This is a genomic window from Paenibacillus puldeungensis (genome assembly GCF_042678945.1).
GTDB lineage: Bacteria > Bacillota > Bacilli > Paenibacillales > Paenibacillaceae > Fontibacillus > Fontibacillus puldeungensis.
Map to the genome: position 1 here is coordinate 13,232 of NZ_JBHTLM010000025.1, position 24,540 is coordinate 37,771.

18 protein-coding genes are annotated in these 24,540 nt (G+C 49.1%); 2 read left to right on the forward strand and 16 right to left on the reverse strand.

From position 1 onward, the window contains the following. Positions 1–78 precede the first annotated feature (78 nt). Entirely contained in the window at positions 79–465 is a 387-nt protein-coding gene (locus ACFQ3W_RS22805; RefSeq protein WP_379321580.1) for a DMT family transporter, read from the reverse strand. Continuing rightward, positions 465–1,016: a TetR/AcrR family transcriptional regulator gene (locus tag ACFQ3W_RS22810; RefSeq protein ID WP_379321540.1), complete on the reverse strand. Its 552-nt coding sequence runs from the start codon at positions 1,014–1,016 to the stop codon at positions 465–467. Before ACFQ3W_RS22810 ends, ACFQ3W_RS22805 begins: the two co-directional genes overlap by 1 nt. A 148-nt stretch (positions 1,017–1,164) precedes the next feature. On the opposite strand from ACFQ3W_RS22810, the gene ACFQ3W_RS22815 reads away from it, so the two are divergent. After that, the gene (locus tag ACFQ3W_RS22815; protein WP_379321541.1) at positions 1,165–2,109 is read left to right on the forward strand and encodes a hypothetical protein; all 945 of its coding nucleotides are present in this window, start codon (positions 1,165–1,167) and stop codon (positions 2,107–2,109) included. 41 nt (positions 2,110–2,150) lie between these two features. On the opposite strand, the gene ACFQ3W_RS22820 is transcribed toward ACFQ3W_RS22815, so the two are convergent. The 14 genes from ACFQ3W_RS22820 to ACFQ3W_RS22885 form a co-directional block, all read right to left on the reverse strand. Beyond that, on the reverse strand, positions 2,151–2,864 hold the full coding sequence (locus tag ACFQ3W_RS22820) for a gamma-glutamyl-gamma-aminobutyrate hydrolase family protein (protein WP_379321542.1): 714 nt from the start codon (positions 2,862–2,864) through the stop codon (positions 2,151–2,153). 154 nt (positions 2,865–3,018) lie between these two features. Continuing rightward, positions 3,019–3,594: a hypothetical protein gene (locus tag ACFQ3W_RS22825; protein WP_379321543.1), complete on the reverse strand. Its 576-nt coding sequence runs from the start codon at positions 3,592–3,594 to the stop codon at positions 3,019–3,021. Between the two features lie 392 nt (positions 3,595–3,986). Next, entirely contained in the window at positions 3,987–5,585 is a 1,599-nt protein-coding gene (locus ACFQ3W_RS22830; protein ID WP_379321544.1) for a DUF3502 domain-containing protein, read from the reverse strand. 25 nt (positions 5,586–5,610) lie between these two features. Beyond that, positions 5,611–6,528: a carbohydrate ABC transporter permease gene (locus tag ACFQ3W_RS22835; protein WP_379321545.1), complete on the reverse strand. Its 918-nt coding sequence runs from the start codon at positions 6,526–6,528 to the stop codon at positions 5,611–5,613. A gap of 12 nt (positions 6,529–6,540) precedes the next feature. Then, positions 6,541–7,410, reverse strand: coding sequence for an ABC transporter permease (locus ACFQ3W_RS22840; RefSeq protein WP_379321581.1), 870 nt, complete (start codon positions 7,408–7,410; stop codon positions 6,541–6,543). Positions 7,411–7,897: 487 nt separating this feature from the next. Then, positions 7,898–9,661, reverse strand: a complete 1,764-nt coding sequence (gene abc-f / locus ACFQ3W_RS22845; protein WP_379321546.1) for a ribosomal protection-like ABC-F family protein — start codon at positions 9,659–9,661, stop codon at positions 7,898–7,900. Positions 9,662–10,049: 388 nt separating this feature from the next. Then, positions 10,050–12,353: an ATP-dependent helicase gene (locus ACFQ3W_RS22850; protein WP_379321547.1), complete on the reverse strand. Its 2,304-nt coding sequence runs from the start codon at positions 12,351–12,353 to the stop codon at positions 10,050–10,052. A gap of 456 nt (positions 12,354–12,809) precedes the next feature. After that, positions 12,810–13,328 carry a hypothetical protein gene (locus ACFQ3W_RS22855; protein WP_379321548.1) on the reverse strand — a complete coding sequence of 173 codons (519 nt, stop codon included), beginning with the start codon at positions 13,326–13,328 and terminating at the stop codon, positions 12,810–12,812. A gap of 77 nt (positions 13,329–13,405) precedes the next feature. Next, positions 13,406–14,269 carry an SDR family oxidoreductase gene (locus tag ACFQ3W_RS22860; RefSeq protein WP_379321549.1) on the reverse strand — a complete coding sequence of 288 codons (864 nt, stop codon included), beginning with the start codon at positions 14,267–14,269 and terminating at the stop codon, positions 13,406–13,408. A gap of 95 nt (positions 14,270–14,364) precedes the next feature. Next, positions 14,365–14,781 (reverse strand): Rrf2 family transcriptional regulator, encoded by a 417-nt coding sequence (locus ACFQ3W_RS22865; protein WP_379321550.1) that lies wholly within the window; start codon positions 14,779–14,781, stop codon positions 14,365–14,367. A 78-nt stretch (positions 14,782–14,859) separates the two neighbouring features. Further along, the gene (locus ACFQ3W_RS22870; RefSeq protein ID WP_379321551.1) at positions 14,860–16,467 is read right to left on the reverse strand and encodes an ABC transporter substrate-binding protein; all 1,608 of its coding nucleotides are present in this window, start codon (positions 16,465–16,467) and stop codon (positions 14,860–14,862) included. Between the two features lie 34 nt (positions 16,468–16,501). Next, complete coding sequence (locus ACFQ3W_RS22875; RefSeq protein ID WP_379321552.1) at positions 16,502–18,289, reverse strand: sensor histidine kinase; 1,788 nt, start codon at positions 18,287–18,289, stop codon at positions 16,502–16,504. A gap of 15 nt (positions 18,290–18,304) precedes the next feature. Then, positions 18,305–19,900: a response regulator gene (locus tag ACFQ3W_RS22880; protein ID WP_379321553.1), complete on the reverse strand. Its 1,596-nt coding sequence runs from the start codon at positions 19,898–19,900 to the stop codon at positions 18,305–18,307. A gap of 253 nt (positions 19,901–20,153) precedes the next feature. Continuing rightward, positions 20,154–23,513: a DUF5107 domain-containing protein gene (locus ACFQ3W_RS22885; RefSeq protein WP_379321554.1), complete on the reverse strand. Its 3,360-nt coding sequence runs from the start codon at positions 23,511–23,513 to the stop codon at positions 20,154–20,156. 125 nt (positions 23,514–23,638) lie between these two features. On the opposite strand from ACFQ3W_RS22885, the gene ACFQ3W_RS22890 reads away from it, so the two are divergent. Beyond that, positions 23,639–24,529 carry an AraC family transcriptional regulator gene (locus ACFQ3W_RS22890; protein ID WP_379321555.1) on the forward strand — a complete coding sequence of 297 codons (891 nt, stop codon included), beginning with the start codon at positions 23,639–23,641 and terminating at the stop codon, positions 24,527–24,529. Positions 24,530–24,540: the final 11 nt, after the last annotated feature.

Here is a 24,540-nt window from a genome sequence, read left to right on the forward strand (position 1 = left end):
GACAATGGCAAAAAAATAAGCCGAGCACAACGCGAAAGCAGGCCTTCGCATAGCTCAGCTAGGAAACCGTTTTTTTTCTTAACGATTTGCATTATCTACGTAAACTTCAGCCTGATGTCCTCCGGCGTGCTCCTTCGCCTCTCCATGGCCCGGACCGAGCAGATTCAAGACGACGACGCCAACGACAATCAACGTAATGCCGATCACGCTGCCCGCATTGATTTTTTCCTTCCAGATCAATACCGAAATCAGAACCGTAGCTACAGAGCCTACCCCGGACCAAATGGCATAAGCCATATTTAAAGGGATCGTTTTAAAGGTCAGGGAGATGAAATAGAAGGAACATATAAATGCAAGGATACTAATCAGAGAAGGATACAGCTTCGTAAACCCTTGTGACGCCTTTAGCATCGAGGTCCCCACAAGTTCGGTGGCAATGGATATTGCCAGATAAAGATAGGCCATCATTTCTCCTCCTTTGTCCACGTTCTTAACTGCTCGATCACTTGCTGTTTGAGCTCGCCGTTTGGCGGAGCCAATCCAAACATTTCAGCAAACCATAGGCCATCGACGGCCAGCCTAATGATCGTTGCACGCACCGGATCGATTCCATCGTCTGCAAGTTTTTCCTGGATGACTGCGTATTCATCCTGCATACTTTTTAACATCTGGGGGTTCGAAAAAAGCGCTGCCGTAAGCGCTGTGCTAGGATCAAAAACTCCTTCGACGCATTGGTCGGAACTGGCTACATAGGCCCTGGTCCATTTTCCATGGTGATTTGCATCCAACTCTACCCTTTCGCCTAGCTCCGTGACATAGTCACGGGACAGTTTTTCAATCATGCCTGAAATCAATTCCTCTTTGTTAGGAAAATGGTACAGCAGCCCACCTTTGCTGATGCCTGCTTTTTTCGCAACGGCTTCCAGCGTTAATCTCTCCACACCTTCTTCATGCACGATCATTGAAGCAGCTTTTAGAATGAGATCTCTTTTGGAGTCTTTATGTACTGACGACATTTTTGGAATCACCTCTCATCTTTACTATACCGTCCGGACGGTATAATTTCAAGAGGAGAAAGATATATATTTTTTCTCACATTCTTAATTTTACCAAAGGAGTATAATATCACCGAAAACAATATTTTTCCACAATATGGTGATTATAATGGCTAAATTTACAGGAGATACCGCCAAAAAAATTTTAGCTAACGAAATCAATGTGCAAACATTGCTCCACCAACACCCGGAGTACCAAGAAGAGGTACTGAGAGAACTCAGCATCATGAAAGGGAGTTATGATTTAAAGCGAATTCAAGCCATGATGAATAAATATACATCAAGCGCTAAGCTGGCCGGTAACCTCATTTATAAAAGCGGTTTCAACGAAAAAACCGTAAATACTTTTTTGCCCAACATTATTAAAGCCCGAATGGCTCTTCATTTGCTGGAGCATGCGAGCATCGCTGCTTCTGCGCAAAGCCCAACCAAAAACGTACGATTTAATTTGTGGGACGGAATGGTTTTGCAGAGGCTTCTATTCAGCAAGGGCTTTGAAAGAAAGCCGGTATCGCTGGGCCTTTTTAACTTTTGCTGGAAGTTTGTTCTGAACAAAAAAATCCTCATGCCGTTAGTTAACCAAAAGGGGATTTATTGCTTCTACTCTAAAGCGTTGATTCGAGAGCTAATTCGCTTAATCGGGGATAAGAAGTGCCTGGAAATTGCCGCCGGCGACGGAACATTAACCCGGTTTTTGAATGACGCACATGCCCGGTGCAAGGCGACGGACGACTATAGCTGGGAGCACTACATCACCTATCCCGACTTTGTGGAACAGGCCGACGCCAAAGCCGCCCTGTTCAAATATACGCCGGAAGTCGTGCTTTGCTCTTGGCCGGTCCCGCAAAATACATATGAAAAGCATGTTTTCAAAACGAGCTCTGTAAAACTATATATCGTAATAGGAACCAGAAATCCCGCCTTTACCGGGGATTTTGGCGCTTACAACGAGGCGGAGCAATTTACGATGGAATTAAACGAGCGGTTGTCCTCTCTCATTTTGCCGCCGTCAAATGAAAATGCGGTGTATATTTTCAGGAGAAAAGAGCACTGATTAGCGTAGCACCGCCCGTTGATTGCGAGTGGAGTTAAGCCTTATTTTTCACAGGCCCGTACAAATTCTGTGAATAATTTATAATTAAAATCATCGCGCTCATAGCTGAACTCCGGATGCCATTGCACCGCTAACATAAACTTCTGCTCCGGCATAATCACCGCTTCAACGAGGCCATCCTCGGCGATCGCTACGGGCAATAATTGCTCAGACAGCTTCTTAATACCTTGATGGTGGCAGCTATTCACCTGGCAGACTTCGGTTTTGATGATTTCGTATAGCGGGTTGCCCTTCTCGATGAATACGGTGTGGATTGGCTGTGTATAAGGTGGCTCTTGTTTGTGAATGACTTTCCTTTCAATGATCCGCTGCGTGGGGATATCTTGATAGAGCGTCCCCCCGAGCAGGACATTAAACAGCTGCAACCCGCGGCAAATTCCAAACATAGGCTTATCCTGCTCTTTGACGAATTGGAATAGCAGATGCTCCATCTCATCTCTTTCATTGCAGAGCTCCCCGCAGTACTGTTCCTTCTTCTCGCCGTATAGCTCAGGGTTAATATCATGTCCGCCTGTAAAAAGAAATCCGTCGAACGTATGCGCCAAAGTCGCGATCATTTCCCCATCCGTCGTCAGAGGCAGCATCACCGGAATCCCGCCGGCAGCTTCGATTCCCTTCATGTAGCCCGGCAGCATCCAGTAGCTTTCCTTCGCCTCATCATATAACGGCAAAACGCCAATCATCGGTCTTTTCATAATTAGGGCCTCCCTTATTCGAATTCATGTCCACAGGTAAATTTCTTTAAGTTTACCACCAAAAGCAGCTGAAAAAAGCAACAACCGAACGAAAATCCTTCATTGGATTTTCGTTCGGTTGTTGCTTTATCGTATTTATATTTGAACAGGATTACTAATCTTTATACTTATTTAGCGCGTCACTAAAAATTTGATCCAATACTCTAGATGATTTTGCGGACTCCCCCATGTATTGCAAACTCTCAGGGGAAGCCTCATCTACGCTCTGAATTTTGTCCGCATTCTTTAGAGGCACTTTTCCATAATAGACCCCTTTGATGAAGTAAATATCGGGATCGGCTTCTACACCATATATCACGGTGCCATCTTCCGTTTCTTCAATCGCTCCATTTTCTTGAACGATCATTTCAGATCCCTCAGTTATATTTTCATCCGCTGTTTTATAGACTTTATTAATTTTTATCACTGATTTGGTTCCGTAATTTATCACTTCACCCTCAGAAGTTTTGTTTAGAATTCTTTCCATGACATGATCTTTCGTTCCTTTGACGATGAACTCAGCGGAGGTATCTAAATCTTTGAAATCTTGAGAAGCAATGATTTTTGCAGAGGACATGAGATATTTGGTGTGTTTATCGGCCTTACCTTCTTGGCTGTTTAGAAGCACCATGATGGAGACAGCAAGTAAAATCAATAAACCGATGAATCCAAAGTGGTTTCGTTTTTTCACGTCGGCCTCCTCCCTTGCGTTATTAGAAATATATTAATACTATAGACGTTGTTACTCATAAAATCGTTATACCATCTTCAGGAAAAATAAGAAAAACGCCTGACGGCAGTAGATGTATTTTACGCAGCTATTTCCGCATAAATTGAAGCTTTTGGAATTTTAGTTGCATTTCGTACATCTAAAATGAGGCAATTTACCTTGGCAGGTTTGTTTTGCTGATTTTAGCTGCACTTTCTGCATTTAAATGCTCAAAGGTTCTAAATGGGCGGGATTTAACTGTAGAAAATACATCTAGTTTGTAAATCCCCACGATAATTGCTACCGTAAGTAATTTTATACTTTCTGAAATATAATAAAGCTCTTGCCCGTCACATCGGACAAGAGCTTTACGCTTATTTGCCGCCCATCTGCGTTTTATACGCGTCCATCTGCTTCTGCAGCTCGGCCAGCACCTTGTCGTAGCCAGCCTGCTTCAGCTTGCTGCGGAACTCCTCCACCGCTTTGGCCGGATCGCCGGCCTTGCCAAGAACGATCGCCGGGCCCAGCTCGCCAGTCACCTGCGAAATCGCCGTTAACTCCGCTTCCACCGGGGTCTTGTCGAACACGAACTGTCCGTAAACGTACGGCTTTTTGATTTTGTCATACTCGGCATATAACGTTTCTTCGATTTGATCCCAGGTCGAGACGCTCGGAATTTCGAATTTATCGACCCGGCCACCCCAGAAATCGGCGTAAAAACCATCTTTCGCATCGTCGTATCCGGCCGGACGCGTCCGTTTGCCGTCTTTGAGCTCGTATTGTACGCCTTCAATGCCGTAATTGATCAGATGATAAATCTGCTCATTGTTGCGGATGAGGTCGTACGCCATTAGCGCCCGCTCCGGGTTTTTGCTGTGTGCGCCAACCGAGGTGCCGCCGTGTGTAATCGACAGCTCCATCAGGTTGGTGCTACGGGTGCGGGCAAACGGAAACATCTGCAGCTCCGAGCCCGGCTGAGCCTTATCCATATCCACGCGCAAGCCGGAGAACGTCTGTGTATGATGCTGGTCAAGGCCGGACAAACCCGCCTTCAAAGCATCGCGATTGTTGTTCTTGTTGTTAAGCGCATCCTCCCGCCAAAAGCCTTTATCGGCCCAGCTCTTCATCATCGTCGCATATTTCAGAAACACGTCCTCGAACACAGGGCTGGTGACAGTATATCTCTCGTCATAGGACTTCGTTGTGAACACAGGCAGGAAGCCGGTCGAGATCGGCAACTCCAGCTCATCGGTATAAGACTGGGTAAATCCACCCCATGTTTGAGTTCCCGAAGCGGCATCCCAAGGAATAACTTCCGGCTTGTGATCCTTGATGTACTGCAAATATTTCTCGATGCCTTCCCAATCCTTGATCGGCTCGGTAATCCCGGCCTCCTTCGCCCAATCGCCGCGATAGAAAAAACCGTGGTTCACCCATTGGGTATAGTCGTTTTCCGGGATGAGGACGATTTTGCCGCCAAACTTGCTCTCATCCCAGTCCTCCTTCGGAATAGATTTCCACGTTTCCTGCGCATATTTCGGCAAAAGATCGTCAAGGTTCATAAAAGCGCCGCGCTGCGCATTCCCCCAAGTATCCAGCCAATCCGTGCCGATCGTAATCAGGTCTACTGCTTCCCCGGAGGCGAGCGCTAGATTGTATTTCGTCTGCCAATCAGCCCATTCAATCCATTTCCATTCCAGCTCGGCGTTGATTTTTTCCTTCATGATCTTGTTTACTTCCGCAAGCACCTTTTCAAATTGGCCGTTTTTCGGCTTGTCGCCGAGCACCAGGTAGCTGACTTTTACGAACTTCGAGGTGTCCGCTCCCTTGTTTGCCGATGTTCCCTTACCGTTGCTTGCGTTTCCCCCGCTTCCGCTTCCCGCTCCTTCTTTCCCGCCCGAGCCGCACGCCGCCAGCACAAGCATCATGACTCCGACAAGCAACAGGGATAAAGCTTTCTTCCAATGGGTCATCACATTGAGCCCCCTTTTTCAAAAATCATCCTTTTACCGCACCTACCGTAATGCCTTTGATAAAATACCGCTGCACAAACGGATAAAACAGGATCACCGGCCCCGTCGCGACGATAGCCGTTGCCATCTTCATCGATTCGAGGGGCACATCGCGCAGCTCCACGTTGGAGGATGCCGCTGAATTGCGGATAAAGTCCGCACTCGTGATGACGTTGTAAAGAAACAGCTGTAGCGGGCGATATTTCATATCCGCGGACAGGAACAGCATCGAGTTGTACCACTCGTTCCAGTAGCCAAGCGCAATGAACAGGCCTATGGTCGCGAGTGCCGGGGTTGTCATCGGCAGAATGAGTCGCACGAAGATCGTGAAATCGCCGGCCCCGTCGATTTTGGCCGATTCAGTAATGGCATGCGGGATCGAGCGGACGAAATTTTTCATCATGATGATGAGAAACGGACTGAGCAGACCCGGCAGCAGCACGGCCAGATAATTGTCCTTCAAGCTAAGGTATTGCGTGATGAGCAGGTAAAACGGAACCAAACCGCCGGAGAAGAGTGTGGTGAAGTAGATGAAGAAGGAGATCCGGTTGCGGTAAGCAAAATCCGGCCGCTGCAGCGCATAGCCCGTCATGGCCACAAGAAACAGCCCGAGCGCCGTGCCGACCGCTGTGATTCCGATCGTGACGAGATAGGAGCCGAGGATAAGATTCGGGTTTTCAAAGACGATTTTGTAAGCAAATGTGCTGAACTCCCTGGGCCAGAAATTGAAACCAAACCGCTTGATCGCCGATTCCGACGTAAAGGACGTTCCGAGCACGAGCAGGAAAGGCAGCAGACAGCAGATCGAGAAAAAGCCGATAAACACGTAGCCGACGAGTTTAACGAATATGCTGCTGGCATCCGTTCGCACGCTTCGAGTTTCGTTCTCGTTTGCTTCATCCATGCATAACGCCTCCTAGAAAAGAGAGTTGTCGGGGGAAACCTTTTTGACCAGCCAGTTCGCCGTGATGACGACGATAAACCCGAACACGGACTGGTACAGACTGACCGCACTGCCGATCGAGAAGTTGAAATTCGTCATGAGCGCGCGGAACACATACGTTTCGATGATGTCGGTCGTCGCGTACAGCGCCGTGTTGTTGGCCCCGACCAGGTTGAAGAACAAGCCGAAGTTGCCGCGAAGAATCCCGCCCAGCGAAAAGAGCAGCAAAATGATAAAGGTCGGCTTCAGCCAAGGAAGGATGATGTAGCGAATACGCTGAAACGCATTGGCGCCGTCGATCTCCGAGGCTTCGATAATTTCGTTGTCGAGACCCATAATCGCCGCAAAATACACGATGGAGCCATATCCCGTCGATTGCCATAAATAAGTCAGCACGATGATGAAGGGCCAGATGTTGGCGTTGGAGTATGTTTTCACCGGGTCCATGCCGAGCGTTGTGAGAATCCCGTTCAATAGCCCGTAATCATAGCTCAGCACATTGTAGGCGATCAGGCCGATCAGGACCGCCGAGATAAAATGCGGCAGGAACATCAGGGTTTGGGCCGCTTTCTTGAACCATTTCCGGCGAATTTCGTTCAGGAAAACGGCGACAACGATTTGCAGAACGTTTCCGAGCAAAATGAACCCCAGATTGTAAACGACCGTGTTGAAGGTTAGCCGCCACAGGTCGCCGGTCATGACGAGGAATTTGAAATTGTCGAAGCCGACGAACGGGCTTTTGAAAATGCCGTCCGAGTAGTTGTATTTGATAAAGGCCAGATATAAGCCCGGCATCGGCAAATAGGCGAATATGATAAAAAATGCAATGGCCGGCACGCACATCAGCAGCAGTGTTTTGTTGTTCCAGAACCGCTTCCAGCGGCTGCCGGGCAACGTATGCGGCTTCCGCTTTCGCGTCTCTGCAGCAATATTCATCGTTTAGCATCCCTCCTAGAAGTAAATTTCGTTTTGTGAAAGATTTATAGCATAGGCAAATTAATGTAAGGGTTTTCATGAATAGCCTGGTCTAGCAGTTAAAATAACGTTTCATATATCGCCTCCTGTCTTTTTCCTCTAGATCCCCTCACTTACACTTACGCCAGTGAAGTCGGATTCTTAAATAACCGGCTCCAGCCAAGGCAAGGTCATCTGTCTTTGCATTTCCCCTGATCATTTGGGTAATTCATCATATGCAAAATTTTCGCAGCGGTACAGCAGAGTTGATTGGCCCTTGACGAGATGAGCAGCGAAAACTTATCGTTAATGTTCTGAGAATCTGCAAATAAAAAAAGGCCGGCCTAAATACTTTAGGCAAGCCACATTTCCGACATCAGTCGAGCGGTATTCCTTCTTTCGCCAATGCCCTCTTCTGCTCCATTACCTGTTTATATTCGGCATCCAGCCTCTGGTATTCTTCATCGCCGGGCTGGTATTTGCAGATTTCACCAATGAGGAAAGCCAGGCGGTTCTCCAGCATTAACTGATCCTCGAGCCGCTGCATTCCAGCGGAGGACGGTTCCTCCGCGCGTTTTTGGCCTTTTTCCATGTAGGCCCTAAAGCCATATTCCAGCCGCCTGATTCGACCGCCCTCGATGACGAGCAGTTTATCGCAAATTTTCTCCAAAAAATAACGGTCATGCGAAACAACTAGCAGCGTACCGGAATAAGCAGACAACGTATCCTCCAACTGTTCCCGATAGATCAAATCCAGGTGATTGGTAGGTTCATCGAGCACCAGCATATCCTGCTGCTGCATGACCAGCATCGCCAAACGAAATCTCGTTTTTTCACCGGGACTTAGCTCGGATAGCCGCCGCTGGAACAACTGCTCCTCAAATCCCATACTAACTAGCAGGTTTAACGCCCTTTTCTCCTCCTCCCGAAGGTGGAAGCTTTGCTGTACCGCGGCTTTCACCGTCATCTGCAAATCCGGATTCGAAACTTCTTGCGTTAACACCGAAAAATACGATTGAGGACTTACCCAAAGAGCTCCTTCGTCAGTTGGCTCAAGTCCGCCGATCATGCTGATGAGGGTCGTTTTGCCGCTTCCATTGGGCCCAATGAGGCCTACCTTCTCCCCGCGCTGAATGTAAAATGAGCTATCCTTGAACAAGGATCTGCTTCCAAACCGCTTCGCGATTTGGTCTGCGATGACCAGGCGTTTTCCACGTTTTTCGGGCGTGCTCCAATCAAACTCAACCGTCGGTTCCTCTTTAGGCCTGCGAACGCCTTCGATTTCGATTTTCTCCAGCCGTTTGATCCGCGATTTGATCTGCTTATCCATTTTCTTGGCCTTGGCACGGTAAAATTCCTTAACGCCGGCGCGCATTTCCGCCATCTTCCCTACCTTTCCTGCCTCCCGGTGGGCCTTCGACGACCAGTCCTTCAATCGCGCAATTTCCGCGTTGATTTTGTTCTGGTATTTCGTCTGTTCCGCGTAAAGATGCTTCTGGGTCTCCAGTCTTTGCTGCTTTTCCTCGCGATAGGTTGTGTAATTCCCTGCAAAATTCGTTAACGTTCCGTCTTCCAGTTCGACGATTCGGGTCACGGTCTGATCCAGGAAATAGCGATCATGGGAGATGATGATCGTAGTGATGTCATGGCTCCTCAGCTCCTGCACCAGCCACTCGATGCCTTGAAAATCAAGGTGATTAGTCGGCTCATCGAGAATGAGCAAATCCGGGCTTGCGGCCCATACTTGCGCGATGGCGAGCTTTGTTTTTTCGCCTCCGCTTAATCCCTTGGCTCTTTCTGGAGTCCAATCACGCACTTTGTTTAGCCCGAGATGGCTGGATACCTCCAAGAAGCGTTTTTCATCCTTCTCCTCATGTTGATCGGGTTGATCCAGCGTATGGACGAGATACAGCGACGACTGCAATAGATAACCAATCCGTAATCCTTGCGTATGGGGAATGATCTCTCCCCCGTCCGGAGAAAGCTGACCGGAGAGGATGTTCGCTAACGTCGTTTTGCCAGCCCCATTCAGGCCAACCAGCCCAATATGATCCTTTTTCGCAATGTCCAGATTTACCTTTTGAAGAACGGTTTGTTCCCCAAAGCTCTTGCTTATATTTCGACAGCTTAATAATGTCATGTCATCACGGCCTTCCGCTTTTTAGGTTAACGTTGCTTACGGACAACGGACATGTTCAGCCTATGTTTATGCAGCCGGAAAACGGCAAAAAATCCACAGGCTTAGCCTGTGGACTCGGATGATCATATGGAAAAAAGAAGGGCGTAACAGCAAACAAGCCGTATCCCGGTCTTGGGTATGGTAGACCTTCTTTTAGACATACTTATCCTATTTCCGCTCACTCATAGGCTGAGCATCACACATCGTTTATGAACTTCGATGGTTGAATTACGGAATTAGGACCACATGATGTCTAAAATGGATACCTCCTGTGCTTGGAAATTATACACATTATAATAAACTACTTGTAAATAAGCAATGAACTTTTCACGTTATGTGATGCCCGGCTTCAGATTGGCTCCAGCAGTCCCATCTCCAAACAGGCGTCAATCGACAGGGCTTTCTCCCCCTTATCAAACCGGACAAATACCCGGTCCGCTTCGATCTTGACGATTGTTCCCTCTCCGAAAGACCGATGCAGCACTGCCTTGCCGGAGGTAAGCTCCATTTTGCTGCGGATGGCGTTCGGATTAGGCGGAAGCTTCGCCGCACGTTCCAGCTTTACACCGCTTCCCGTGCGAGAATCGCGCTCGCTGCGGACGTTTGAAAATGCTGGCTTGCGTACTGCACCGTTCGTCGTACTGCCTTTTCCAACAGCCGCCATAGACTCATCATCCTCCGGCGGATTCAGAATGTTTCTAACGTCCGTGACGAACTGGGACTCGCTTGTTTCTTTGCCGTCGCGGTTGTTGTAGACGACCATTTCCAGATGCTTCTTCGCCCGGGTCATGCCGACATAGAACAGGCGGACGGATTCTTCCAGCAGTTCCTCCGAATCCGCCTTGAGGTCATCCGAGGAAGGAATGATGCCGTTTACGAGGTCGATCATATAAACCCGCTCGAACTCCAGCCCTTTGGCGCTGTGGAAGGTCGAAAATGTCACTACATTTTGGCCTTTCCGGTGTTTGGCTTTTTTCAATAGCGTCTCCAAATAATTCAGCCGGTTCGCAAAATCCTCCATCGTCTCCAGCCCCACCGCAATCTCCTCCAGCGTGTTCAAAATCCCAAGCAGATATTCTTTGCGGAATCCGAGCCGCTCGCACATTTTTTCCAGCGCCTTCTCATAGCCAAGCCGCCCCCGAATGACACGAATGGCAGGCAGCGGCGGCATACCGTTCATTTGCTGAAAAGTATCCTTGCTGTCCGCGATCAGCTTCACCTGATAATTTTGCAGCGGAACAAATTGCAGCAAATTGTCGAAGACCGATTCGCCATTCTGGATATGCCTTAAAGCCGCCATCTGTTGTTTACTGATGTAGCCGTTGAATTTCAGGTGGATTCTCTCCAAAATGTCCACTCTTCGGTCGGTGTAGGTCATCCGCATAAAGTTTAATATGTCCTCCACGACCCAATGCGAGAAAAAGCGGTTATCCGCATCCTTCATGTAAAAAGGAATCCCCGCCCGGTCAAACTCGTTCATGAGCGCGATTGATGCCGAATTGTTGCGGTACAGCACAGCGACCTCGGACAAATTCTCTACCTTTTGGATTTCTTTGACCAAATACTTGGCCTGATAGATATAGTCGGATAGGCTTCTGATTTTGATCGGCCGGCTGGACGGATTTTTGGTGAACATATTTTTGTCGTAGCGGTTTTTGTTCCGCTTGATGAACTGATTGGACACGTCCACGATGTTGGAAGACGAGCGGTAATTTTGCTCCATAAACAAGGTGACCGCATTCGGATACACCTGCTTGAAGTTAAGCAAGTAAGACGGCTCCGCTCCCCGCCAGCTGTAGATCGACTGGTCATCGTCTGCCACGACGCAAAGATTGCGGTGCCGCTGCACCAGCTTTTCAATGATCGCATGCTGAACGACCGAGGTATCCTGGCTTTCATCGGTGAGTACGTAATCGAAACGCTGCTGGTATTTGCGAAGCAGTCCGTGATCGCGTTCCATGACGTCGTTAGCGATCGTCAGCATATCGTCGAAATCAACGAGCAGCTTGCTGTGCCCCGTCCGCTTGAAGCTCTCATACTCCTGCAAAATCCGCGACGCTTCCGGCACGTCCACCTTGACCAGAGACCATTTGTCCGGCGGAATCATCTTATTCTTGACGTAGCTGATATAAGTAAGCAGCTCCTCCATCTGGTCATCCGTGATATTTTCAGAGACTATAGATCGAAACAAATTCCGCAAAATGATTTTTTTGTGCAGCGGCAGTTGGTCCCGGGCAGCGGTTCCCTCGACCCCCTCCGTCTCCTCCTCTTCCGCCTCCAGCTCGCCTTCGATGATTTGATACGCGATGCCTTTTTTCCAAAAATGCTCCCGCATCACCTCAAACGCCAAGCTGTGAATCGTTGAAAAATCCACGGGCTCCATGTGAGGGAAAAAACGCTTGAACCGCTCCTTCATATCGTTCGCCGATGCCCGGCTGAAGGTGACCGCCTTGATTCTTGAGGGCTTCACCCGCTTGACCTCGATCAAGTAGCCGATCCGCATAATGATAGTGGTCGTCTTCCCTGATCCCGGCGAAGCCAGCAGCAGCAACGGTCCATCCGTTTGTCTAACCGCTTTTTCCTGCACATGATTCAGGGATACGCCCAGTTCGCTTTTGCATCTATTAAAAAATTGTTCAGTAACCTGCTTCATAACCATTTATCTTAACCCTTTCACTAAACCAAATACCAAAAACGCCTGGCGGCGTTCTTTGAGTCACTCCACCTAAGTGTATTTTGTACAACTATTTTCGGACAAATTGCGGATTTCTGAATTTTAACTGCATAACATACATCTAAAATGGACCAAACCGGGTAGAATGGGCGATTTGCCCAATTTTAACTGCACTTTTTACAACTACATCTCTATGACTGCCGTCATGGCAAGAATTAAATGTATAAAATGCACTTACTACGTGCGAGGAGCCTATCCGACCGCAATAAGCGCGTAGTTTTTCTGGCGATTAAAGAATTGTTCAGCGCTCTGTATTATAACATTGGTTAGGTATCCATCGGAAAAGGAATTGTTTGGAGAGGCAAAATAGAGCCGGGAACCTTCAGGCGTACCTACCTGAAATTCACCGGCTCATCCGATCATGATCCCATGTATTTATCTTTCAAACTGAACAAATTCCTCAGGATGGTTGCGAACATATTCGCCGAGCTCTTTTCGTACTACACAAGTTACTTCACAGAAGGCGGCATATAGCGAGAGTATGGATTGTTTAAGCAGAGCATCCTGTTGGATATCCTCCGGTGAAGCATCAAAGGTATCGAAGCTTCTGGGATGATTGTGCCGCCGAAGAACCTCCTCGGTCTCTTTCAGTAGCCGAACAAAGTCTTCAGATCCGGCGTCGCCCAGCCTGGTACCCAATTCGGACCATAGCTTGGGTTGAGCCAAATAGTAAGCACTCCACCAATAAAACTCTGGCGCTGATTTAACCGCATGGTTATAAAATGCGTAAAACATAAAGAGACGCTGCTGACTGGATGTTAATTCAGAATAGGCCTTTGATTTTACGGCAGGGTTTTTGCCTCGAAGCGGCTCCATGATCGGTGCCATGCATGCCCATCCAAGATCGATGGCGTCAAGCGATTTAAAAGACTGTGAATCCATACTCACTAGCAAATAGAAAAACCTCCCATCGCTGTGATTATAAGTGATAGGAGGCGTTTTTGGCTAGAATCGACGATCCAATTAATATATTAAGCCAGGCTATCAACAATTTGTCGCAAAGCCTCGGTCATTGGTGTTAATGGACGGCCAAGCAGTTTTTCGAAATCGTTGCTTTCAATTTCCAGTGTATGCTCGCGAATTCCTTCTTGAATGCTTACGAGCATCGGAATGACAAAGTCGGGCACTCCGGCATTTTTCATAATATCGGCATAAGTTGCGTCATCTACCTGCTGTACAGGTACCTCCTTACCCAAAACCGTACCGAGGGCGGAGGCCAGTTCTTCTTGGGTAAACAGCTTGCCGGACAGCTCATAGATGGTATTCTCATGTCCATCTCCAGCCAGCACGGCTGCTGCGGCTGCCGCGTATTCTTGCTGCAGAGCCCAGCCAACTTTGCCTGCTCCGGCAGACGTCACCCAAGGTGCTCCGGCCAGTACGCCTTGAATACTTGAAGCTTCATTCTCTAAGTACCAATTGTTCCGCAGGAAAGAATAAGGGATTCCGGTTTTCAAAATAGCTTGTTCAGCAGCTTGGTGCGGCGGAGCCAGGAACATCTTCGTATCACTGGCATTGGCCACGCTCGTATAGGCGATAAAGCTAACCTTCGCACGGGCCGCAGCTTCCACCGCATTCGTATGCTGGCGAATTCTCGTTTCATTGTCCCCGTCAGCCGAGATGATCAGCAGTCTGTCGATTCCGGCAAAGGCAGCGTCCAGCGTTTCCGGGCGATCAAAATCGCCATGACGAACATCAACGCCACGAGCGCGAAGGCTTTCGGCTTTCTCCGGATTGCGAACGCTAACCGCAAGTTGACTTGCCGGTACCTTTTTCAACAACGCTTCTACTACTTTAGAGCCTAGTTTACCCGTTGCTCCAGTCACTAACATTTTCATGATTTCATTCCTCCATGTATCGTTGTAATTTAACCCGTTATAACTTTTATAGTTACAACAAGGATATATATAAAAGCTCTTTAAAGAGCTTTTATTTATTTGAACTTGTCGATCAATTGGGCTAATGTCGTTTGCGACAGCCTATGCTCCATCACGGATTGGGCGTCTCTCAATTCCGTTTGGAGAACTTGCTCTATGTTTCGCCCAACCAGGCACTCAATATTCGGTTTCTCATGGATGCGAAACAGTTGATGCTCCTCCGCTACATCCACCGCACGGTATATATCGAGCAGTGTAATATGTTCAGGTTCCTTGAGAAGCGAAGCCCCTCCCACCCCGGGCCTTACATCTATAAACCCTGCCTTCTTTAGCATCCCCATAATTCTGCGGATCACAACGGGATTCGTATTGACGCTGCTGGCGATGAAGTCCCCTGTACAATCATTAGGATTGATTGCGATAAGAGAAAGAGTATGCACCGCAATCGAAAAACGTGAGCTGATTTGCTTCATTTGTATCACCACCGTTGTAACCATTATAGTTACATATGATTTATATGTCAACACCCTATGATGGGTATCGACATGCCGTTATTGCCGCTTATTTTTGGTCAGAAAATCCGTCGCCTGTTTCTCGACCTCGGCCTTCACCTTGTCGATCCCGGCCGCCTTCAGCTTCCTGTTCAGAGTTGCAAAGGCTTTATCCACATTATCGACCGCTCCGATAAAAATCGGCTGAGCATACTGGGTGGACACGTTCGCCATGTTCGCAATTTCTTCCTTGACGTTCTCGGAGTTGAAAGAGAAGCCGAGATACGTAAATGGCTTCAGCCAATCCTCAACCTTATTGTTCAGTTCGATATAGCTGTCCGTCCAGTTGGCCATCGGTTTGAACAAATCCTTATTCACGAACCAGATGCCGGCGGCATCGGGAGGATAGGTGTTGGACTCCGCCGTTACGCCCTCCGGCAGATCAAGCTTGCCGTCACTGGTTACCACATAATTTTTACCTTCAATCCCATAGTAGGCGAGGTATGCATAGGACGGATCTTCCATAATCAGATCCAGAGCTTCGAGCGTACGTTCCGGGTTTTTCGAGTTGGCAGCGATTGCTGCGCCATTGTTGAGCCAACTGGTTTGAGACGCATGCCCGGTCGGTGACAGCATTGGCTTCACATATACATCAATACCCCTCTCCTTGGCACTTGTCATGATCGAAGCGACGTCGATGGAGTTGCCAAACGCAACCGCGGTTTTGCCTTGAACAAAATTGTCCTTGGAGCGCACTTTATTGGCGTACGGATTTTTGTTAATGTAGCCTTTGTCATACCACTTCTTCATCGTCTTTGCCGCATATTTTTGGGCACTCAGGTAAGGCTCCTCCATCATACTGACGATCCTGCCTGTAGGGTCCTCGTTATCAAATGCAATTCCTTCCGCCTTGGGATCGCCGGAATCGACCGGTGCTCCGATCCAGGCGATTTTCTCGTTCAACAGGTATTGATACGGTGTCGGCAGGTCATACTGCGAATCGAGATTCATCGGAATCATCTCTGGAAAATCCTTTTTCACTTCCGCCAGATAAGGTTCAATGTCCGAAAATTTCCTGATTTCCTTCATTCCCGCTTTTTCCATAATATCTTTGCGGAACAGCGCCACATTGACCTTGCGGTCCGGCGTCGAGGTGGGTACCATATACACATTTCCGTTTACTTTGGCGGAAGTCAATGCAGCTTCCGGTAGCTTGGCCATATGCCTCGGCATATAGGTCTTCAGCATATTTTCATCCAGCTTCAGGAAGGCCCCTTTGGATGCCTCGGAGACATAGTAGTTCCAATCGGCAGCGAATACAAAATCAACATCCTCGCCGGAAACCAATAAGAGTGGATATCTGGAGGCGACGTCGCCCCATCCGATATAGTTGATTTCCAGCGTGGCATTGATGTCTTTTTTCAGCTTAGCGTTAATCGCGTCCAGCACTTCCGGCATTCCTTTAGGCGCTTCCCCCAGCAAATATCCAACAATTTTGACTTCTTTGGAGTGGTCGGGTCTATCCGCCTTTCCCGCTGCAGTATCGGTGAGGAATGTTAGCCCGCCATCGTTGGCGGACTGTTTATTTGACCAGCAGGCCGGCAGTACGATCAAGGAAGCCAGCGCGAGAGTCAACGCGAAGAGCATGATTTTTCTGACTCTTTTCAACTTCTGTACCTCCCTTAAGATGACCAGCCTGGAATCACGTTTTCTTATGACACGGCAGTTTTAGGGTAACGGTTGTCCCCATCCCTGGTGCGCTGCGAAAATCAAGTCCATATGAGGGCCCGTATGCCAACTTCAGCCGTTCCTGAATGTTGTGAACTCCATAGCCTCCCCCCTTGCTGCTGTGCGGACGGGTAAAAATATGGCTGAGCTGCTCCTCATCCATGCCAATTCCGTCATCCGACACTTCAAGAACAAGGTCGCCGTCTTGCACCGAGGCACTGATGCGAATCGTCCCTTCTTCGGTCTCGCCTTCCCGGATACCGTGCAGGATACCGTTCTCTACGAGCGGCTGGAGCAAAATCTTGGGAACCTGACAGTCATACAAATCGACGGGAACCTCAATATCTAATCTGATGCCTCCGCCAAAACGCATGTTCTGAATGCTGACATACGCCTCGGTATGCTTCAGTTCGTTTTCCAGCGTAACATATTCTTTTCCATTCGACAGACTCAGCTTGTAAAAAAGGGCCAGCTCCTCAACCACCTCGGAGATATCTTTTCGCCCTGCCTCGATCGCCATAATATTAATCAGATCCAGCGAATTGTACAAAAAATGCGGATTAATCTGTGCTTGCAGCGCCTGTAGTTCCTTGTTCTTCACTTCTCTGCCAAGAAGATAGGTCTCGTCCATCAGGTTAGTAATATTCGTCGCCATATCGTTAAAATTTCGCATCAGTTCGCCGACCTCATCCTCGCTCACAGGGAGCAAGGAGAACTGGAAGTTGCCGTTTTTCATTTTTCGCATATGGGTGATCAACTTCAGAATACGTTTGGTGGCCCGCTTGGTCACCAGATAGGATACCGGCAGCATCAGAGGCACAACGAAAAGAAAGATCCAGATAATCCGGGTTGTTGCCCGTTTGCTTGATTCCAAAATATCCGAATAAGGCACCAGCATCGCGATCTTCATATCGGTATGGGCAATATCCTGCACGCCGAAAAGATATCGCTGGTTGTTCAGCAAATAGCTGTCATTCCAATAATTGATATCATCGGACTTGAAGTGCCTCGTGATCTGTGCGATCTGGGCCGATGTAAAGGGAACTTTTGTCGATGTGCTCAGCACATCTCCCGAGGAGTTGAAGAGCAGCACTGATGCATTCGGGGTGAGCACGGCATGGTTCAGCACCGACTGGATGCCGCTTTTTTTAACTTGTGCCTTGACCATCCCGTTAAACTGCTGAATATTATGAACGCTCGGAATTTTCCGAAGCACGACCAGATCTCCCGAATCTTCCCCCATCTCTACCGTTTTGTCGGGCAGCCAGGTAAAGGCCGCATTGGACTGGGCGAACCGGATGAACCATCTCTCGGTCTCCACCTTCCCCATATTCAGAAAATCGGTGTTTTCCGTCGCCGCAGCCAGGCCCTGTTTCATATACAGCTGCATGAAATCGATATCCTCGTTGTATCGAAACTGATTGACAATCGCGTACAACCTCAGCGCATCCATATGCCACTCATTAACGTCCTCATAGAACTGCGAATCCGTATCGACGCTCTGCTGCACCAGTTTGTTGAAGGCCACAAAATTGAGTACCTCTGTGATGGCCTGGGCTTTGTACTGTAAATAGGAATTGGTTTCTTCCAGCATCTTGCGCGCCATTTGAAGGCCGGTTTCCTTGCTCTCCCCCCGGGTGGCATGAATGTTGATAAAGAGCAGCAGCAGAAAGGGAATCAGAATGACCAGAACGTACGATAAGAAAAGCTTGTATCGGATACCCTTATTTCTTAACGAGAAAATATGCATTCGTTTTTTCATTTCGCTGCGCCCCTCTTATCCTACCTTCTCTCTGAACTCTGTCGGAGTCATACCGGTGTTTCGTTTGAAGAAGGTGGTAAAATAATTCGCATCCGCAAACCCGAGGCGGCTTGCGACCTCGAACAGCTTCATATCCGGATCGCACAGCAGCTCCTTGGCCTTCTGAAGTCGCGTTTCGGTGATGAATTCCTTGATCGTCCGCCCGCACTGTTTTTTGAAATAAGAGCAGAGATAAGTTTCGCTAAGCTTGACATGCTCCGAGATCGCGTGAATGCCAAAGCCTTTTTCGTGAAAATGCGCATGTGTATACTGAATGATTTCCCGGAGCTTCTTTTTCCCGGTTTCCTCGGAATCCGACTCCGGGTCGAGTGAATCTACGGAGGATAGCAAATATTCCTCCAGCAGATCAAGGCTCGGCAGCCGATCAATTTCCTTCCAGATATAGCGCCGTTCCGCACTCTGTGAACGTTCGGCGAGATTGAGCTGGATAGCCGTTTCCATAATGGCCAGCAGCATCTGGAAGAAGGTATCCTTCACCCGCACGATATCCGGGTCGAGCGCTGAACGGGCATGCTGAGTCCAGCGTCCGATCGAAGCCTTGACCTTTTCAATATTCCCCGTTCGCAGGTCTTCCCGAAGATGGCGAATTTCCTCCCAATCGGTAACCAGGGGCACGCTGACCCGGGGAGCATCGGAAAAGATAGGCGAGGCCCCACTGCCATAAAACTGAAGGCATGAGGCTTCAACCGCCTGCTGATAAGCCTCCGGGATATCCAGCAGCGCTTGAGCGGTTCCGCCAACGCCGACACGAATCTCGATGGTGGAGCTGACGATATTTTTTATTTCAGCCTGTATTCGTTCGATGGTTTCTCTGCCGTCTCTGTAAGAGCTTCCGAAATACCCGGGGAAAAGCAGCACGAGAAACTCTTTGGAGTCAAATCCAGCCAATACCTTCAGCGTTTGAAAGAAGGAGTGGCGGTTTATCATATCCAGAATGGTTTCCTGAACGGTTACAGGATTATCCGGGTGATCCGGCGGAATCCAAAAGAGAGATACTGCCACTGCGGTGTAGGGCCCATGAATCGGCAGCAGAAAGGTATCCTCTTTTTGCAGCGCCTCCAAGGCATGACCGGCTGAAGGATTAGTAATCAGCTTGCGTACCATTTCCTGCCGGAGGATCGACAGGCTGCGGTCCAGATCCTGCTGGAGAAAACCAACGGCCTGAAAGTTTTTTTTCTCTTCTTCACACAGCCGAACGGCTTCCTCAACCGTTTTTCGAACTTCATCCAAATTAATGGGCTTTTCAATATAGGAGAAGGCCTTGAGATGAATTGCCGACTTCAGATACTCTTTGTCCGAATACGCGCTAAGGAAAATGATTTTGCTGACGGAATCCTGCTTTCGATAAGCGGTTGCAAACTCAATGCCATTCATCTTCGGCATTCGGACATCGCACAGAATAATATCCGGATGTAATGCCGATGCGACATCCATGGCGGAAAGGCCGTTTTTTGCACACTCTACCTGCGAGATGCCGATTTCCTCCCAAGGCACGTATTTTTTTAACAGTTCACGGGTGCGGCTTTCGTCTTCAATGATAAGCAGTTTCATAAGTGGAGACCCCCCTCCAGAATTCCTCAGTCATGAACTATATCTATATTATAAGAATATAAATAAAAGCGCTTTCTCGAAAGAGAAGAAGCCTTTGATTTCTTTCGATTTTCTTTGATTTTCACATTATTGTACCATAGGCCAACCCGTTATTGGGGCAGGGTAAATTTTACAAAGAAAGGCTAAACAGCGCGATCCGTTGGAAAACACCTTCACGCGCTGTTTACATAAGTTGCATTAAGTTCGTACTGGATTACGCCTTGATCATAGACATGTGGATGCGTGCCCCCATATGATTGGCATCCATCTCCAGCACCGATTCCAGTTCCTTCTTCGCTTCATCCATTCGGCCAAGGCCAAGCAGTCCCAAACCTCTCATAAACCGGCAATGGATTCTGTTTCGTCTGCTGAGATCGTCTTCGAACACGAGAAAATCGGGAAGCGAAACTGCGAAATAGTCAAATTTTACCGTATCGTTCAAATGCTTTTCGGCATAATCAATGAGCTTGTTGAATCTGCGTTTTGCTTGCGAGTGCACGCCCAGCTTCATCCAAGCCAGCCCCTGGTAAAAAATCATTTCCGGCGGCTGATCATTGTAATACATCGCGCTGGCCGGTTCCTCAAGACCCCGAGAGGCTTTTTCAAAGCATGTTTTGGCTTCCTCCCATTTTCCCATTCTTTCGTAGACAAGCCCCATATAATAGTGAATATGATTTTCCTGGGCGCCTTCCAGCTTGCCTTCTCCCAGATTTTCCGGATATACAAGGGCGGCCTGCAATTGGCGAATTGCTTCTTCGTTACGCCCTCCGGCCATATCAAGCTTGGCCATTTCCACATGCCCCAGCACGTGCTGGCCTGTCACCTTGCCTTCTCCGCCTTCCCACGGGTGGAAGTTGCGGCTCTCCAGTGCCCGAAGTGCTTCTTGAGGCCGTCCCAAAATGTTAAGGAGCGTAACATACTCCAGGTACAGGTCATCCCGCTTCTCTACCAACTCCTTATTGGTTTCCAGAGCAGCAAACCTTTTCTCCGGGGAATAGCCCAGTTTCTTGTATAGCTGATCGAGCTCGTAATAGACTCGAGCATCTGCCTTCCGCAGGGCGAATGCGCGTTCCAGAGATTGCAAAGCCCGTTCCGAGTCGCCAAGCTTGTTATAGTAAGCGAGTGCCAAATTACGATGGACCGTCGGAAACTCGCTGTTGGCCTCGCGGGAAGCCTCCCATGCCAGAATGGCGTCATGGTGCCGCTTCTTGTCGTAATACCAGTTGCCCAAATAATAATTCGCCTTGTCATCCGAAGCATCTGTGCTGACCGCATGTTCCAGAGCTAACAGTTCGAACAAAGTATTCGGGAAGCACCGATCCGGCACCGATGCACATCCTGCCTTCCGGTGCTGCTCGGCAAGCTGCTTGTTATCGGCCAGATCGTGCAAGTACCCTAGTCCGTAATGAGCCATCGGGTAAGCCGCTGTCTGAGCATCCGGCACAATTTGGTTCAATACATGTATAGCTTCATCAAAAAGACCAGCAAAGGCATAATCGGAAGCCAGGTTCAGATAATTGTGAACGTCTCCCCGCATCAAGCGATGCAATTCGCTGCGTGCTGCCTCGGCTCCTTCAAGATCGCCAGCTTCGGCCAGTATCAAAACGCGTTCGTAGCCGGCTCCAAAATCCGCGATATCGATCGACAATGTTTCCTGTACGTATGCAGCAGCTTCAGCAAAACGTCCCAGTCTGCGCAGCAGCGCCGCTTTCAAGTGGCGAGCCTTGAAGTTATGGGCATTTCGCACGAGAGACCGCTCCGCAAGCTCCAAAGCCTCTCGCGCCGAGCCTTGGGCAGTGGCGATTTGCGCCAGTGTAAAATAACCGGCATCCTGCCAGGCTCCTGACCAGGTCGACTTATACAAGGCTGCGAACGCTTCTTGATTCCGTCCCTGCAGCTTCAAGGCCAATCCAAGCTGATAAAAAGCTTCCCCGTCGTACGGGTTCGTATTGCGCCAGGTCAGCGATTTCACCGCGGTGCGGAAATGTTGTTCTGCCTTAGAGAACTGCCCTCTCCGCAGCAGCAGCGTACCGTAAGCGATATTAATGCGAATATCGTTCTTGTCACGCTTAAGCCCCTCCAGGTAGTAGGCTTCCGGTTCGAAGGTAGCATGTCTGTACTGCTCCAGATGCAGCCCTGCCAAATAAAGCTGTTCGTTCGTTCGCAGTTCTTCCGGCTCGGGCAGCGGCTTGGCCGCCTCGGGAACTTCTTCAATCGATGGCGGAGCAGGCTTGTACGATACCAGCAGCCGTCCGTCAGCGCTTCGTATGGAAAGGATCAGGTCATGCGCCTCGTCGCCATCTTCCAGGGAGACAACGGACTCAAACGTCGATACCGGAGACAGCAACACGGTTTCCTTGATATAAGTCGTCCGCTTCCCTTTCAGTTCAATGACCGCACCTTCAAGGTTTGCGGTCGCGTAAGCCTGAGCAACCGCCTTTCGTGTCAATTCGTCGATCTCCAGATTGATTGCAGCGTCAATGGAAGCGTTCTTGACCACACCGATATTTTTGTAAGGCATGAAATATTGTGTGAAGGTTTTCTCCTCGTAAGGAGCCAACCAGGTGAAATCCGGCTGATTGTCCGTATAGACTCCGGTCATCAGTTCAATATAGGGTCCGTCTTCATCGGTCAGATTGCGATCCCATGCCTTGCCGAACTCGCCGTTCCCCCAGGTCCACTGCTTCTTGCCGGGCGAAACATGGTGGTTCGCCACATGCAGAAGGCCAGCCCCAACGCCGTGATCATACCCTCCGACAAAATTATAATCGGACTTATAAGCCATGTAGGAGGTCGGCACAGGGATATTGCGATAGCGGGAAATGTCCACGCCGGCGGAGTAGTCGATTTTGTAATAGGTGCCCGTTGCTATGGGGAACCGGGATACGTCACGTTTTCCGTGATCGAAGACAGCCGTTACATCCGGCGGAAACACGGATTGCGTATGATCATTAACGGCAACCGCAGGATTCGCCCACCACAGGAAGGTTTGCGGCTCCGGCGTTCGGTTGTAGAGCCGTGCCGAGATTTCAAGATAGGCCTTGCCCGGATGCAAAGTAAAGCCCGCTGTCACCTTGGTGCCGTACATCCGGTCAATCTCGCTGATCCATACCGTCGCGCTTCCATCCTCATGCGCTTCGAGCTTGTATTCCACAGGCCCATAAGTGTTCGGACGGTGGTGCTGCGGCCAGTTGAATTCGATCCCCCCGGAAATCCACGGACCTGCCAACCCGACAAGAGCGGGCTTGATCACGCGATTGTAATAGACAAAATCATACTGGTTCGTCTTATCGAGAGCACGGTAAATCCGGCCGCCAAGCTCCGGCATCATCTCGATCCGAATAAATTCATTCTCCAAAATGGCCAAGCGGTAATGCTGCGGCCGTTTCTCGTCTTCGATCCGGTCAATCACCGGATGGGGATAAACCTTGCCGGAGCTTCCCTGATACACCCGTTTCTCCAGAAACATAGGATTAGGGTCCGGCTCTCCAACACCGTATGTTGGGATGAAGACATCCTCCTCCCAAATTTGAACCTTCCGGGCGGATTTTTCCGTTCCTGAATACTGTGCCACATGTACCCCTCCTTTTAATGATAGTCTTACTTTACTTCTATAACAGCCTTTCGCCAATTGACTTAATTCGGTTTATGATGGACAATATTCTTATCTTATTATTGAAAATTGGAGAGTGCTCTTTCATGGAAATTCTGCAAAAAAAGCAAGAAGGATTCCCGGAAGAAAAACTGCTGGTGCTGCCGGATTATTTGACAACCGAATTGTCTCAATACGAGTTGACCCGCGGGCTCTTTATCAGCGATATAGGCTATTTCCCTCATGCCAAATATCATTACCGGGACCGCCCCGATGGGTGTGATGCCCACATCCTGATTTACTGTGCGGAAGGTTCAGGGTGGGTGGAAAAAGAGGGGCGTCTCTCCCCCCTGGAGAAGCGGCAGCTCGCTATCATTCCCGCCGGAATGCCCCACCGGTACGGTGCAGACGCCGATACTCCATGGAGTATCTACTGGTTCCACCTTCGCGGGGACCAGGTTCTATCCCATCTGCGGCTGTACGGACTCGAAAACGGTCCGGTACCTGTTCCGCTCGGTCTCGAAGCCCGCATTCTAGAGAGCTTTGAGCTTTGTTACAGCCTGCTTATGGAAAAGCCCTATTCCATGCCGGTCCAGGTTCATGTCTCCCAGACGATCGGTCAACTGCTTGGATCGATCGGCCTTGGAGCCGGGGGCTCCGCCCGTGATCGAAAACGAGAAAACGATCTGGGCCAGGCCATCCGTTATATGAACGACCACGTGCATACGAGTTTGACGCTGCAGGAGCTTGCCCGGCACACCGGGCTTTCCAGACAGCATCTAATCTACATGTTCAAGCAGGAAACCGGCTTCCCGCCAATTGACTACTATTTGCGGCTGAAAATGCAAAGAGCCGGACAGCTCCTAAGTCTGTCCGGCTTGTCGGTCAAAGAAATCGCCGCATCTGTCGGCGTTTCCGATCCTTATTATTTTTCCAGAGTGTTTAAAAAGCTGATGGGAGTGTCCCCTACGGAGTATCGCAACATCCCCAAAGGGTGAGGCCCCCTCCT

Coding starts and splice junctions, on each gene's coding strand:
- ACFQ3W_RS22875 (WP_379321552.1), bottom strand. CDS start 18,289: ATGAAAAAACGAATGCATATTTTCTCGTTAAGAAATAAGGGTATCCGA.
- ACFQ3W_RS22880 (WP_379321553.1), bottom strand. CDS start 19,900: ATGAAACTGCTTATCATTGAAGACGAAAGCCGCACCCGTGAACTGTTA.
- ACFQ3W_RS22835 (WP_379321545.1), bottom strand. CDS start 6,528: ATGGATGAAGCAAACGAGAACGAAACTCGAAGCGTGCGAACGGATGCC.
- ACFQ3W_RS22840 (WP_379321581.1), bottom strand. CDS start 7,410: ATGTGCGTGCCGGCCATTGCATTTTTTATCATATTCGCCTATTTGCCG.
- ACFQ3W_RS22830 (WP_379321544.1), bottom strand. CDS start 5,585: ATGACCCATTGGAAGAAAGCTTTATCCCTGTTGCTTGTCGGAGTCATG.
- abc-f (WP_379321546.1), bottom strand. CDS start 9,661: ATGACATTATTAAGCTGTCGAAATATAAGCAAGAGCTTTGGGGAACAA.
- ACFQ3W_RS22850 (WP_379321547.1), bottom strand. CDS start 12,353: ATGAAGCAGGTTACTGAACAATTTTTTAATAGATGCAAAAGCGAACTG.
- ACFQ3W_RS22890 (WP_379321555.1), top strand. CDS start 23,639: ATGGAAATTCTGCAAAAAAAGCAAGAAGGATTCCCGGAAGAAAAACTG.
- ACFQ3W_RS22865 (WP_379321550.1), bottom strand. CDS start 14,781: ATGAAGCAAATCAGCTCACGTTTTTCGATTGCGGTGCATACTCTTTCT.
- ACFQ3W_RS22820 (WP_379321542.1), bottom strand. CDS start 2,864: ATGAAAAGACCGATGATTGGCGTTTTGCCGTTATATGATGAGGCGAAG.
- ACFQ3W_RS22805 (WP_379321580.1), bottom strand. CDS start 465: ATGGCCTATCTTTATCTGGCAATATCCATTGCCACCGAACTTGTGGGG.
- ACFQ3W_RS22810 (WP_379321540.1), bottom strand. CDS start 1,016: ATGTCGTCAGTACATAAAGACTCCAAAAGAGATCTCATTCTAAAAGCT.
- ACFQ3W_RS22860 (WP_379321549.1), bottom strand. CDS start 14,269: ATGAAAATGTTAGTGACTGGAGCAACGGGTAAACTAGGCTCTAAAGTA.
- ACFQ3W_RS22815 (WP_379321541.1), top strand. CDS start 1,165: ATGGCTAAATTTACAGGAGATACCGCCAAAAAAATTTTAGCTAACGAA.